Source organism: Variovorax boronicumulans (assembly GCF_029892485.1).
Lineage (GTDB): Bacteria > Pseudomonadota > Gammaproteobacteria > Burkholderiales > Burkholderiaceae_C > Variovorax > Variovorax boronicumulans_B.
The window spans coordinates 21,350-34,806 of record NZ_JARXVG010000015.1 but is presented as its reverse complement, the minus strand read 5'-3'; the positions used below and the strand labels follow the sequence as shown (position 1 = coordinate 34,806).

The following is a 13,457-nucleotide window of genomic DNA, read 5'->3' as shown; positions in this document are numbered from 1 at the left end:
CTTCATCCAACTCAAAGAGGAGACTTTCCATGCAGCAATTCCACTGGACCCCGACACTGCGCGCCGCCGTCGCGGCGGCGCTCGCGCTCACCGCGGGCGCGTCGCAGGCCGCCTCGCAGGCGCCCGTTGCGGCCGAGCACGGCATGGTCGTGAGCGCGCAGCACCTGGCCACCAAGGTCGGCGTCGACGTGCTCAAGCGCGGCGGCAATGCGGTCGATGCGGCGGTGGCCGTGGGCTACGCACTGGCGGTGGTGTACCCGGCGGCGGGCAACCTCGGCGGCGGCGGCTTCATGACCGTGCAGCTGGCCGACGGCCGCAAGACCTTCCTCGACTTCCGCGAGAAAGCGCCGCTGGCCGCCACGGCCAACATGTACCTGGACAAGGACGGCAACGTCATCAAGGGCCTGAGCACCAACGGCCACCTCGCCGTCGGCGTGCCGGGCTCGGTGTCGGGCATGGAATACGCGCGCGAGAAGTACGGCACGATGAAGCGCGCCGACCTGATCGCCCCCTCGATCCAGCTGGCCGACAAGGGCTTCGCGCTGGAGCAGGGCGACATCGACATGCTGTGGACCTCCACCGCCGACTTCCAGAAGGACCCCGTCTCCGGCGCCATCTTCCTGAACAAGGGCCAGCCCTTCCAGGTCGGCCAGAAGCTGGTGCAGAAAGACCTGGCCAAGACGCTGAAGGAAGTCAGCGCGAAAGGCCCCGACGGCTTCTACAAGGGCTGGGTCGGCAAGGCGATCGTGGCATCGAGCCAGGCCGGCAAGGGCATCATCACGCAGGCCGACCTCGACCAGTACAAGACGCGCGAACTCGCGCCGGTCGAGTGCGACTACCGCGGCTACCGCGTGGTGTCGGCGCCGCCGCCGAGCTCGGGCGGCGTGATCATCTGCGAGATGCTCAACATCCTGGAGGGCTATCCGCTCAAGGACCTGGGTTTCCGCTCGGCGCAATCGGTGCACTACCAGATCGAAGCCATGCGCCACGCCTACGTGGACCGCAACAGCTACCTGGGCGACCCCGACTTCGTGAAGAACCCGCTCGACCGCCTGCTCGACAAGGGCTACGCCGAGAAGATCCGCGCGGCCATCGACCCGAAGAAGGCTGGCGTCTCCAAGGACATCAAGCCCGGCGTCGCGCCGCACGAAGGCAGCAACACCACCCACTACTCGATCACCGACCAGTGGGGCAATGCGGTCTCGGTCACCTACACGCTGAACGACTGGTTCGGCGCCAAGGTCACGGCCGACAAGACCGGCGTGCTGCTGAACAACGAGATGGACGACTTCACCTCCAAGATCGGCGTGCCCAACATGTACGGCCTGGTGCAGGGCGAGGCCAACGCCATCGCCCCGGGCAAGCGCCCGCTGAGCTCGATGAGCCCAACCATCGTCTCCAAGGACGGCAAGCCGGTGTTCGTGGTCGGCACGCCCGGCGGCAGCCGCATCATCACGGCGGTGCTGCACACGATCCTGAACGTGGTCGACTACGGCATGAACGTGCAGGAGGCCGTCGATGCGCCGCGCTTCCACCAGCAATGGCTGCCTGACGTCACCAACGTCGAGACCTTTGCGATCAGCCCGGACACCCGCAAGATCCTGACCGACATGGGCCACAACCTCGGTGTGCCGCAGCCGGCCAACCACCTCGCGGCGATCATCGTGGGCGCGCCTTCGCTGGGCGGCAAGCCGGTCGGTGCGAACCGTTTCTACGGCGCGAACGACCCCCGCCGCAACACCGGCCTGGCAGCCGGATACTGATCCTGCAAACTCAGGGCGGTCGTGCCACGCTGGCACGGCCGCCTTTTTCATTTCCCATGCATCTGCAAGACATCCTCTATACCCAAGGCTTCGGCACGCGACGCGTGTGCGCGGGGCTGGTCCAGCAAGGCCACGTCACCATCGGCGGCAAAGCCGTGACGGACCCCTTCGAAGACCTCGACCCCGAAGGCCTGCTCTACACCGTGCAGGGCGCGCCGTGGGCCTACCACGAGAAGGCCTACCTGATGCTGCACAAGCCGGCGGGCACCGAGTGCTCGCAGAAGCCCTCGACCTACCCGAGCATCTACACGCTGCTGCCGTCGCCGCTGCGCCTTCGGCCCAACAAGGGCGCGGTGCAGGGCGTGCAGGCCATCGGCCGGCTCGACCAGGACACCACCGGCCTGTTGCTCATGACCGACGACGGCCAGTTCATCCACAAGATGGGCTCGCCCAAGCACCACGTGCCCAAGGTCTACGAGGTGACGGCCAAGCACCCGGTGGACGAGGCGCAGATCGCGAAACTGCTGGCCGGCGTGGTGCTCGACGACGATCCGAAGCCGGTGCGCGCGGCCGCCTGCGAATCCGACAGCCCGCTGCACCTGCGGCTCACGCTCACCGAAGGCAAATACCACCAGGTCAAGCGCATGCTGGCCGCGGTGGGCAACCGGGTCGAGGGGCTGCATCGTTCGCGCATCGGCGACCTGGCGCTGCCCGAGGAGCTGGCGCCGGGACAGTGGCGCTGGCTGACGGCCGAAGAGGTCGCGGCGCTGCGTGCGCCGACCAAGCCGGCCAAACCACCGAAGTAGGGAAGAGAAAGAGCACCGAGACGGTCAGCCAGCCTTCAGGGCTGGCCGTTAAGATCCTCAGCTCTTTCCCGGAACCTTCCCCTTGCGACTCCCTGCCTGCCCGAACGGCCGCGTTGCGGCCTTCCTGTTCTCTTGCCTGACCGCCCTGGTGGCCCACCCCGCCATCGCCGCGCCGGCCGAACCTCCCCCCATCTTCGTGCTCAACTCGCTGGACGCCAACGTCAGCGTGATCAACCCGGTCGACTGGACCGAGAAGCTGCGCATTCCCACCGGCAAGGAACCGCACCACATCTACATGACGCCGGACGAAAAGTCGGTCATCGTGGCCAACTCGGCGGGCGATTCACTCACTTTCCTGAACCCGAAGACGGCGGAAGTGCAGCGGGTGGTCTACGGCATCATCGATCCTTACCAGCTGCAGTTCTCGCGCGACATGAAGTGGTTCGTCACCGCGGGCAACCGGCTGAACCACGTGGATGTGTACCGCTGGGACGGCAAGGACCTCAAGCTCGCCAAGCGCATCGCGACGGGCAAGACGCCCAGCCACATCTGGATCGACAACACCAGCACCATCGCCTACGTGACCATGCAGGACAGCGACGAGATGATCGCCGTCGACCTGCCCACGCAGGCCATCCGCTGGCGCGTGGCCACAGGCGCCATGCCGGCCGACATCTTCGGCATCCACAACGACAAGACCCTGCTCGTGGGCCTGACCGGCAGCGACGGCGTGCAGGTGTTCGACGTGGCGGGCACCGAGCCCAAGCTGGTCGGCAAGATCCCCACCGGCAAAGGCGCCCACGCTTTCCGCTCCGCGAGCGACGGCAAGAGCGTGTTCGTGAGCAACCGCGTGGCCAACACCATCAGCCGCATCGACATCGCGACGCTGAAGGTCGTCGCGACCTACGCGGTGCCCGGCGGCCCCGATTGCATGGACGTGTCGGCCGATGGCAAGACGCTGTACGTCACCTCGCGCTGGGCCAAGAAGCTCAGCGTGATCGACCTGGCGACGCAGAAGGTGGTGCGCCAGGTGAATGTCGGCCGCTCGCCCCACGGCGTCTGGACCCTCGACCATGCCAAGCGCATCTAGCCGGGCCGTCGCGCTGGCGCTGGCCGTCGCCATCGTCCCTGCCGCCTGGGCGCAGGGCGGCACGTGCGAAAAGCCGGTCTACCTGACCTTCGACACCGGCCACATGGGCATCGCCCCGCTGGTGGCCGAGGTGCTCAAGCGGCAGGACGTGCGCGTCACTTTCTTTGCCGCCGCCGAGCGCACCACCACAGACGGCGACAGCCTCGACAACCATTGGGCACCCTGGTGGAAGGCGAGGGCGGCCGAGGGCAACGAGTTCGCCTCGCACACCTACGACCACACCTACTGGCGCGCCGATCTGAAGGGCACCACGCCGACCTTCCGCGTGAAGCCCTCGGCGGGCGCGTTCGCCGGCCGCGAGTTCACCTGGACCGCCGCCGAGTACTGCGCCAACATCAGCAAGGCCTCCGATCGGCTGGCGCTCATCACCGGCAAGAAGCCGCTGCCGCTGTACCGCGCGCCGGGCGGAAAGACCTCGCCCAAGCTCCTCGCGGCCGCCAAGGCCTGCGGCTTCGAGCACGTGGGGTGGGCGCCCGCCGGCTTCCTCGGCGACGAACTGCCGAGCGAGAAGTTCAGCAACGAGAAGCTTTTGACGCAGGCGCTGGACACCATCCGCCCCGGCGACATCCTGCTTGCGCACCTGGGCATCTGGTCGCGCAAGGACCCGTGGGCGCCGGCCAACCTCGAGCCGCTGATCGTCGGCCTGAAGGCCAAGGGCTTCTGCTTCCAGACCCTGCGCCAGCATCCCGACTACCGCGCCTGGATCGCATCTCACTCCTGAGGCGGCTACCGTGATCGACTGGTTGACGGACCTTTTCTCCGCCCTGCAGGGCTGGTTCTTCGAGACGGCGGTACAGCCGCTGGTGTACGCCGTCGGCTTGGGCGGCTGGACGGAAGACGCCTTCGACGCGACCGGCTGGCTGCTGGTCGGCTTCATCCAGATCGTCGTGCTGCTCGCGGTGATCGGGCCGCTGCAGCGCTGGCGCTCGGTGGAGCCGGTGGTCGACCGCCACGCGATCCGCATCGACGTGCTCTACACGCTGATCCACCGGCTCGGGCTGTTCCGCCTCGCGCTCTTCTTCACGCTGCAGCCCTTCTTCGACGATGCGCTCGGGAGCCTGCGCACGGCGGGGTGGGGCACCTTCCACCTCGACGAAGTCTGGCCCGGCGTGACCGACGTGCCGGTGGTGGCCTTTGCCATCTACCTCGTGGTGCTCGACTTCGTCGGCTACTGGATCCACCGCGGCCAGCACCAGTTCAACTGGTGGTGGGGCCTGCATTCCCTGCACCACTCGCAGCGCCAGATGACGATGTGGAGCGACGACCGCAACCACCTGCTCGACGACATCGTCCACGACACGCTCATCGTCATCGTGGCGCAGCTGATCGGCGTGGCGCCGGGGCAGTTCATCGCCTTCGTCGCCTTCACGCAGCTGAGCGAAAGCCTGCAGCACGCGAACCTGAAGCTCAGCTTCGGCGCCATCGGCGAGCGGCTCTGGATCAGCCCGCGCTTCCACCGGCTGCACCACAGCATCGGCCTTGGCCACGAGTCGCATGGCAAGAGCACGCTGGGTGGCCACAACTTCGGGGTGCTGCTGCCCTGGTGGGACATGCTGTTCCGCACCGCGAACTTCGAGGACCGCTACGACCCGACCGGCATCCGCGACCAGGTCGAGCCCGACGCGCACGGCCGCACGCGCGACTACGGCCGGGGTTTCTGGGCGCAGCAGTGGCTGGGCCTCAAGCGCATGGTCGGCCGCGGCTGAATCGCCGCGGGGCCGATCCGAGGCGTTATCCTCACTGCCTCATGCGCCTGCTCCTCGACTCCTTCTGGCGCGCGGTCGCCTACTGCATGCTGCCGCGCGTGATCGTGCTCTCGCTGCTGCCGCTGGGCCTGATGGTGCTGCTGGCCGCGGGGCTTGGTTATTTCTACTGGGATTCCGCGGTGACCTGGACGCGCGGCGCACTCGACGCCTGGCCGTTGCTCGCGAGCTTCTGGGCCTGGATCGGGCGGCTTTTCTCGGGGGACGTGACCTTCGTGCTGGCCTCACTGGTGGTGGTTTTCGCGGCCACGCCGCTGATCGTCGTGGTGTCGCTGCTCATCGTCGCAGGTCTGATGTCCCCGGCGCTGACCAAGCTGGTGGGCGAACGCCGCTTTCCCTCGCTGGAGCAGAAGAAGGGCGCCTCCTTCATCGGCAGCGTGGCCCGTTCGCTGGGCGTGACCCTCCTCGCGCTGCTGGCGCTGGTGGTTTCGATGCCGCTCTGGCTCATTCCGCCGCTGGTGCTGATTCTTCCGCCGCTCATCTGGGGCTGGCTCACCTACCGGGTCATGAGCTTCGACGCGCTGGCCGAGCATGCGAGCCCCGAGGAGCGCGCCACGCTGCTGCGCACGCACCGGCTGCCGCTCCTGTGCATCGGCGTGCTGTGCGGTTATCTCGGCGCCGCGCCGAGCATCGTCTGGGCCTCGGGCCTGCTGTTCGCCGCCGCCTTCTTCGTGCTGGTGCCGATCGCCATCTGGATCTACACGCTGGTCTTCGCCTTCTCGGCGCTCTGGTTCGCACACTATTGCCTCGATGCCCTGGCCCAGCTGCGCATGCAGCGCGCCGCGGCGCTGGCTTCGGCCGAAGGCGGCACGCCCGCCATCGAGGCGGCCGAAGCGAACCAGGCCGCTCTTTCTCAATGGGGTTCACCATGACACGCGCATTCGGTCTCATCGTCGTCGGCGACGAGATCCTCTCCGGCAAGCGCGCCGACAAGCACATGCCCAAGGTCATCGAGCTGCTCGCCGCGCGCGGCCTGCAACTGGGTTGGGCGGAATACGTGGGCGACGAGCCCACGCGCATCACTGCGGCGCTCATGCGCGCCTTCGCCTCGGGCGACATCGTGTTCTCGACCGGCGGCATCGGCGCCACGCCCGACGACCACACCCGCCAATGCGCCGCCAAGGCGCTGCGCGTGCCGCTCGCGCTGCATCCCGAAGCCGAAGTGTTGATCCGCGAGCGCATGCAGGACACCGCGAAGGAGCAGGGCGTGGTCTACGAGCCCGACCGGCCCGACAACATCCACCGCCTGAACATGGGCGTGTTCCCGCAGGGCGCGTCGATCATCCGCAACCCGTACAACAAGATTCCCGGCTTCAGCGTCGAGCATGTGCATTTCGTGCCGGGCTTCCCGGTCATGGCCTGGCCGATGATCGAATCGGTGCTCGACAGCCGCTACGCCGATCTCTTCGCCCGCAACACCATCGCCGAGAAGTCGGTGATCGTTTTCGGTGCGATGGAAGCCACCCTCACGCCGCTGATGCAGGCCATCGAGGAGGCCCACGCGGGCATCAAGGTGTTCAGCCTGCCCAGCGTGGATCACCCCCAGTACGGCCGCCACATCGAGTTGGGCGTCAAAGGCGACCCTGGCCGGCTCGATGCGGCTTATACCCAGCTGATCGAAGGGTTGCACACTTTCGATGCCAAGCTGGGCCCAGAATTGGTGCGTTGAGAGTCATTGCACCAAATTGGTGAAGTTCCAGTTGTATTTAAGCGGTGCATCCGCCAAGAAAGCCTCATTCGGTGAGGCGACAATGGCACAGAAACTGCATCCTTCGTTCCCGTATTCCAAACCACCATCCAACTCAGGAGAAACTGATGGCAAAGACCGTCGCCGATGTACTCAAGCTCGTCAAGGAAAACGAGGTCAAGTTCATCGACTTCCGCTTCACCGACACCCGTGGCAAAGAGCAGCACGTCACCGTGCCGGTCTCGGCTTTCGATGAAGACAAATTCACCTCGGGCCACGCGTTCGACGGTTCCTCCATCGCTGGCTGGAAGGGGATCGAAGCTTCGGACATGCAGCTCATGCCCGACCCCAACACCGCCAACATCGACCCCTTCTTCGAAGAAACGACGCTGATCCTGACCTGCGACGTGATCGACCCGGCAGACGGCAAGGCCTACGAGCGCGATCCGCGTTCGCTCGCCAAGCGCGCCGAGGCGTACATGAAGGCTTCGGGCCTGGGCGACACCGCCTTCTTCGGTCCGGAACCTGAATTCTTCGTGTTCGATGGCGTTCGCTGGAAGAACGACATGTCGGGCTGCTTCGTGAAGATCGATTCCGAAGAAGCCTCTTGGAACACCGACAAGGAATACGAGCACGGCAACACCGGCCACCGTCCGGCGGTCAAGGGCGGCTACTTCCCGGTTCCCCCGGTCGACAGCTTCCAGGACATGCGCTCGGAAATGTGCCTGGTGCTCGAATCGCTGGGCATCCCGGTCGAAGTGCATCACCATGAAGTGGCCAACGCCGGCCAGATGGAACTGGGCACCAAGTTCAGCACGCTGGTCCAGCGCGCCGACTGGGTCCAGCTGCAGAAGTACGTGATCCACAACGTGGCCCACGCCTACGGCAAGACCGCCACCTTCATGCCCAAGCCCATCGTCGGCGACAACGGCTCCGGCATGCACGTTCACCAGTCGGTCTGGAAGGACGGCAAGAACCTGTTCGCCGGCGACGGCTATGCAGGCCTGTCGGACTTCGCGCTGCACTACATCGGCGGCATCATCAAGCACGCCCGTGCCCTGAACGCCATCACGAACCCCGGCACCAACAGCTACAAGCGCCTGGTGCCCGGCTTCGAAGCCCCGGTGAAGCTGGCCTACTCGGCCAAGAACCGCTCGGCCTCGATCCGCATCCCGTTCGTTGCCAACCCGAAGGGCCGCCGCGTCGAAGCGCGCTTCCCCGATCCGCTGATGAACCCGTACCTCGGTTTCGCTGCGCTGCTGATGGCCGGTCTCGACGGCGTGGAAAACAAGATCCACCCGGGCGAAGCCGCCAGCAAGGACCTGTACCACCTGCCGCCGGAAGAAGACGCGCTGATCCCGACCGTGTGCCACAGCCTCGACCAGGCCCTGGAATATCTCGACAAGGACCGTGCGTTCCTCACCAAGGGCGGCGTGTTCACCGATTCGTACATCGACGCGTACATCGAGCTGAAGATGCAGGAAGTCACGCGCTTCCGCATGGCGACCCATCCGGTCGAGTTCGACATGTACTACTCGCTGTAAGCGCATTGACCACAACGACCCCGTTGACGGGGAAGTAAGACAAAAGGACGGCCCCGGCCGTCCTTTTTCCTTGGCGCGCAACATCTTGTCACCGGTGGCGCCGAATTGCAGGAAAATGCGCCTTTGTCGCGCCATCCACCGATTCTCATGAAGACTGCTTCTCTCATATTCCTGGCCGGTTCATTGCTGGCGGCCCTGCCTGCTTTCTCGCAGGAGCGCGTGTGGCGCTGCGGCAATGAATACACCAACAACGCCACCATCGCCCAGCAGAAGGGCTGCAAGGTCATGGAGGGCGGCAATGTCACCGTCGTCCAGGGCGGCGGTGGCACGACGAAGTCGTCGGGCAGTTCCGGCGGCTCGGGTTCGTCCGCCGCCCGTGCGCCGGCCGGCAGCCCGCGTGTCGAAGGCGTCGACCAGCGCGCCCGCGACGGCGAAGCCCGCTCGGTGCTCGAGTCCGAGCTCAAGAAGGCTGAGGCCCGCCAGGCCGAGCTGCAGAAGGAATACAACAATGGCGAGCCCGAAAAGCAGGGCAGCGAAGGCCGCAACTACCAGAAGTACCTCGACCGCGTGGCCGAAATGAAGGCCGAACTCGCGCGCAACGAGAGCGACATCGCAGGCATTCGCCGTGAAATCGGCCGCCTGCCCAACAAGCAGCCCCAATAAGCAAGCATCACATGGCATTCGGGAAGAAGGCGGTCGGCGCCAACGTGCGCTTTCAATCCTTCGACCTGCTGTCCACGCTGATCGCGGTGGTCAACAGCGACGGGTCGGTGCTGTTCGCCAACGCGGGCCTCGAAGACGCCCTGGGCACCTCGCGCCGCACGCTCGAGGGTTCGCAGTTCGGCGCCTGCTTTCATGAGCCGCAGGTGCTTCGCACCGCACTCGACGGCGCCAGCAGCAACGACTTCGCCACGCTGCGCTACGAGGCGTTCCTGCGCCGCGTCAACCACGAGCTCATGCCGGTGCAGGTCACCCTCGCGCACGGCGACAAGAAGGGCGAGCTCGTCATCGAGATGTCGCCGCTGGAGCACCAGGTGCGACAGGACCGCGAAGAGCGGCTCATCGACCAGGCGCAGGCGAACAAGGAACTCATCCGCAACCTCGCGCACGAGATCAAGAACCCGCTCGGCGGCATCCGCGGCGCGGCGCAGCTGCTGCAGATGGAGGTCGAGTCGCGCGATCTCATCGAATACACCCAGGTCATCATCCATGAGGCCGACCGGCTGCAGACACTGGTCGACCGCCTCCTGGCACCGCACCGCCGGCCGCACGTGGTGGGCGACGTGAACATCCATGAAGTCTGCGAGCGCGTGCGCTCGGTCATCCTCGCGGAGTTTCCGCGAGACCTGCACATCGAGCGCGACTTCGACGTCTCGATCCCCGAGTTCCGCGGCGACCGCGAGCAGCTGATCCAGGCCACCCTCAACATCGTGCACAACGCCGCGCAGGCCCTCGCCGAAAGGCGCGCGGCAGGCGATGCGCAGATCACTTTCAAGACCCGCATCGCCCGCCAGGTGATATTCAACAAGCAGTGGTATCGATTGGCATTGGAATTGCATGTCATCGACAATGGACCGGGTGTGCCGGACACGATCAAGGACCGCATCTTCTTTCCGCTCGTATCGGGAAGGGAAGGCGGAACAGGCCTCGGGCTGACCCTTGCACAGACTTTTGTGCAACAGCATCACGGCGTGATCGAGTGCGACAGCGTCCCGGGCCGGACCGATTTCAAGATACTGATACCGCTGCCCTAGCGCAGCACGGCAACAAGGAGATGCATGAAGCCGATCTGGATAGTTGATGACGACCAATCGATCCGCTTCGTGCTCGAGAAGGCCTTGCTGCGCGAAGACTTGCCCACGCGCAGTTTCACCAACACGCGCGAAGTGCTCGCGGCGCTCGAGCAGGCCGACGAGGACGAGCAACAGGGTCCCCAGGTCCTGGTGAGCGACATCCGCATGCCCGGCGGCTCCGGGCTCGACCTGCTCGACAAGATCAAGGCCAAGCACCCCGGCCTGCCGGTCATCATCATGACGGCGTTCTCCGACCTCGACAGCGCCGTCTCGGCCTTCCAGGGCGGCGCGTTCGAATATCTGCCCAAGCCCTTCGACCTGCCGCGCGCGGTCGAGCTCATCCGCCGCGCTGTCGATGAAAGCCAGCGCGAGGAAGTCTCCGAAGAGCGCATGGTCGCCGCCCCCGAAATGCTCGGCCAGGCGCCCGCGATGCAGGACGTGTTCCGTGCCATCGGCCGGCTCTCGCAGAGCAATGTCACGGTGCTGATCACCGGCGAATCTGGTTCGGGCAAGGAACTGGTGGCGCGTGCGCTGCACAAGCACTCGCCGCGCGCCAACGGGCCCTTCGTGGCCATCAACACCGCGGCGATCCCGAAGGACCTGCTCGAGAGCGAACTCTTTGGCCACGAGCGCGGCGCCTTCACCGGCGCGCAGACCATGCGGCGCGGCCGCTTCGAACAGGCCGAGGGCGGCACGCTCTTCCTCGACGAGATCGGCGACATGCCCTTCGACCTGCAGACGCGCCTCCTGCGCGTGCTCAGTGACGGCCACTTCTACCGCGTGGGCGGCCACAACTCGGTCAAGGCCAACGTGCGCGTGATCGCCGCGACCCACCAGGACCTGGAGCAGCGCGTCAAGCTGGGCGGCTTCCGCGAAGACCTGTTCCATCGCCTCAACGTGATCCGCCTGCGCCTGCCCGCACTGCGCGAGCGCGGCGAGGACGTGCCCGCGCTCACCCGCCATTTCCTGCAGCAGAGCGCGCGCCAGCTCGGCGTCGAGCCCAAGCGGATTTCCGATGCGGCGCTCGCCAAGCTCGCCACCTTCGGCTTTCCGGGCAACGTGCGCCAGCTCGAAAACATCTGCCACTGGCTGACCGTGATGGCGCCCGCGCAGCTGATCGAAACCAAGGACCTGCCGCCCGAGGTGATGGCCGTCGGCCTGGACACGCATGCGGTCGAGGTCGCTGCACCGGTGGCTGCCGTTGTGCAGCCGTTGGCGGCGCCGCTGCCGGGCATCGAACGCGAATCGGTGTCGGCCTCCGCTGTTCCCGAGGCCTTGGAAGCGCCTGTCGGCGTGAGCAGCTGGGAAAGCGGCCTGGAGCTCGAAGCCCAGGCGCTGCTGGCCGCTGGCCGCACCGACGTCTGGGATGCGCTCTCGCGCCGCTTCGAATCGCGCCTGATCCTCACCGCGCTGGCCAACACCCGTGGCCGCCGCATCGAGGCCGCTCAGAAGCTGGGCATCGGGCGCAACACCATCACCCGGAAGATCCAGGAACTCGGCATCGAGTGAACGCCGGCCCGAGGCAGCGATGCCTCGGCGGCCTATCGGCTTCGCTGGCCCAGCGTCAGCGAATCGAGCTGGAACTTGCCGCTCTTGTCCCAGAGCCAGGTATCGATGTAGGTATGCCCGCCCAGCTTGCCCGGTGAAGGCAGCGGCGACGTCGCCTTGATCAGCTCGGCAATCATCGGCGGCACTTCCGGTGCATGGCTCGGGACGCGGCTGAAGCTCACGTTGGTGACCTTGCCTTCCGCGTCGATGTCCGTCTCGACCACCACCACCGCGTAGACCAGCGGCGGAATCTTCCCCTTGTAGATCCGGCTCGCGTACGCCTTGTAGATGTGGCGCGCGCCTGTCTTGCGGTAGGCGCGCACGACGGGCGTCTGCGCGGTGATCAGCCGCACCGTCGGCACGTCGCTCTTGCCGGGCGCCGCTTCATCCGTCGGCGCGGTGGCGGCCTTGCCGTCGTCCGTCTTCTCGGCGGGCTTGAGGATCGAGCAGGCGCCCAGGGCCAGCGCGATGGCGAGGACCGCAAGGGTGCGGCCGGTGCGAAGAAGCGGGTGGTGTGTCATGAAGCTCAGGCGTCCTGGTCCAGGTCGAGCACCACAGGGGCGTGGTCGCTCGGTTTCTCCCATTTGCGCGGCACCCGGTCGATGACGCAGCCCTTCACGCGCGGCACCAGCGGCTGGCTCACCAGCACGTGGTCGATGCGCAGGCCGCGGTTCTTCTGGTAGCCGAGCATGCGGTAGTCCCACCACGAAAAGCTCTTCTCGGGCTGCTCGAACATGCGGAAGCTGTCGGTCAGGCCCAACTCGAGAAGCGCCTTGAAGTGGTTGCGCTCCTCGGTCGTGTGGTGGATCGTTTCCTTCAGGCCCACCGGATCGAAGCTGTCGCGGTCTTCGAGCACGATGTTGAAGTCGCCCAGCAGCACCAGGTTCGGGTGCGCCACCAATTCCTGCCGCAGCCATTCGCGCAGGGCGTCCAGCCACTTCATCTTGTATTCGAACTTGTCGCTGCCCGGCGCCTGGCCGTTCACGAAGTAGCCGTTGACCACGCGCAGCGGGCCCGCCGGCGTTTCGACGGTGGCCGCGATCACGCGCGACTGGTCGTCCGTGAAGCCGCCGATGTTCTTCACCACGTCTCGCACCGGCGCGAGGCTGAGGATGGCGACGCCGTTGTAGGTCTTCTGCCCGAACACCGCGGCCTCGTAGCCGGCCGACTTGAGCACCTCCAGCGGGAACTTGTCGTCGGTCATCTTGAGCTCCTGCAGGCAGAGCACGTCGACCGGGTTGGCGATCAGCCAGTCGAGCACGTGCTGCAGGCGTGCCGTGAGGGAGTTGACGTTCCAGGTGGCAATTTTCATAGATGCTGTAAGTTATTGATTTTATTGAATTTATTTTGCGTTTATCGCGTTTTTTGGTTTGTACCCAGCGCTGTACCCGGTTGGGGTTTTG

Annotated in this window: 13 protein-coding genes; 11 read left to right on the top strand and 2 right to left on the bottom strand. The window is 66.0% G+C overall.

Annotation, left to right across the window (positions count from 1 at the left end; translation table 11 throughout):
- Positions 1-29 precede the first annotated feature (29 nt).
- From ggt to ntrC, 11 genes are all read left to right on the top strand, one after another.
- Positions 30-1,763 (top strand): gamma-glutamyltransferase, encoded by a 1,734-nt coding sequence (ggt, locus tag M2282_RS26845; RefSeq protein WP_280811833.1) that lies wholly within the window; start codon positions 30-32, stop codon positions 1,761-1,763.
- A gap of 56 nt (positions 1,764-1,819) precedes the next feature.
- Positions 1,820-2,569 (top strand): pseudouridine synthase, encoded by a 750-nt coding sequence (locus M2282_RS26840; RefSeq protein ID WP_280811832.1) that lies wholly within the window; start codon positions 1,820-1,822, stop codon positions 2,567-2,569.
- A gap of 82 nt (positions 2,570-2,651) precedes the next feature.
- Positions 2,652-3,659, top strand: coding sequence for a YncE family protein (locus M2282_RS26835; protein ID WP_280811831.1), 1,008 nt, complete (start codon positions 2,652-2,654; stop codon positions 3,657-3,659).
- A complete protein-coding gene (locus tag M2282_RS26830) occupies positions 3,643-4,440 on the top strand; it encodes a polysaccharide deacetylase family protein (protein WP_280811830.1) in 798 nt (265 codons plus the stop codon). The genes M2282_RS26835 and M2282_RS26830 overlap by 17 nt, the downstream gene beginning before the upstream one ends.
- 10 nt (positions 4,441-4,450) lie before the next feature.
- Complete coding sequence (locus tag M2282_RS26825) at positions 4,451-5,425, top strand: sterol desaturase family protein (RefSeq protein ID WP_280811829.1); 975 nt, start codon at positions 4,451-4,453, stop codon at positions 5,423-5,425.
- A gap of 41 nt (positions 5,426-5,466) precedes the next feature.
- Positions 5,467-6,354 carry an EI24 domain-containing protein gene (locus M2282_RS26820; protein WP_280811828.1) on the top strand — a complete coding sequence of 296 codons (888 nt, stop codon included), beginning with the start codon at positions 5,467-5,469 and terminating at the stop codon, positions 6,352-6,354.
- A complete protein-coding gene (locus tag M2282_RS26815; RefSeq protein ID WP_280811827.1) occupies positions 6,351-7,151 on the top strand; it encodes a competence/damage-inducible protein A in 801 nt (266 codons plus the stop codon). Before M2282_RS26820 ends, M2282_RS26815 begins: the two co-directional genes overlap by 4 nt.
- 146 nt (positions 7,152-7,297) lie before the next feature.
- On the top strand, positions 7,298-8,713 hold the full coding sequence (glnA, locus tag M2282_RS26810; RefSeq protein ID WP_013540245.1) for a type I glutamate--ammonia ligase: 1,416 nt from the start codon (positions 7,298-7,300) through the stop codon (positions 8,711-8,713).
- Between the two features lie 147 nt (positions 8,714-8,860).
- Positions 8,861-9,376, top strand: a complete 516-nt coding sequence (locus M2282_RS26805; RefSeq protein WP_280811826.1) for a hypothetical protein — start codon at positions 8,861-8,863, stop codon at positions 9,374-9,376.
- An 11-nt stretch (positions 9,377-9,387) separates the two neighbouring features.
- The gene (gene glnL / locus M2282_RS26800) at positions 9,388-10,467 is read left to right on the top strand and encodes a nitrogen regulation protein NR(II) (protein WP_280811825.1); all 1,080 of its coding nucleotides are present in this window, start codon (positions 9,388-9,390) and stop codon (positions 10,465-10,467) included.
- Between the two features lie 24 nt (positions 10,468-10,491).
- Complete coding sequence (ntrC, locus tag M2282_RS26795; RefSeq protein WP_280811824.1) at positions 10,492-12,015, top strand: nitrogen regulation protein NR(I); 1,524 nt, start codon at positions 10,492-10,494, stop codon at positions 12,013-12,015.
- Positions 12,016-12,047: 32 nt separating this feature from the next.
- Here ntrC and M2282_RS26790 read toward each other — a convergent pair whose 3' ends face one another.
- Both M2282_RS26790 and xth read right to left on the bottom strand, forming a co-directional pair.
- A complete protein-coding gene (locus M2282_RS26790) occupies positions 12,048-12,575 on the bottom strand; it encodes a hypothetical protein (RefSeq protein WP_280811823.1) in 528 nt (175 codons plus the stop codon).
- Positions 12,576-12,580: 5 nt separating this feature from the next.
- Positions 12,581-13,366, bottom strand: coding sequence for an exodeoxyribonuclease III (gene xth / locus M2282_RS26785; protein ID WP_280811822.1), 786 nt, complete (start codon positions 13,364-13,366; stop codon positions 12,581-12,583).
- Positions 13,367-13,457: the final 91 nt, after the last annotated feature.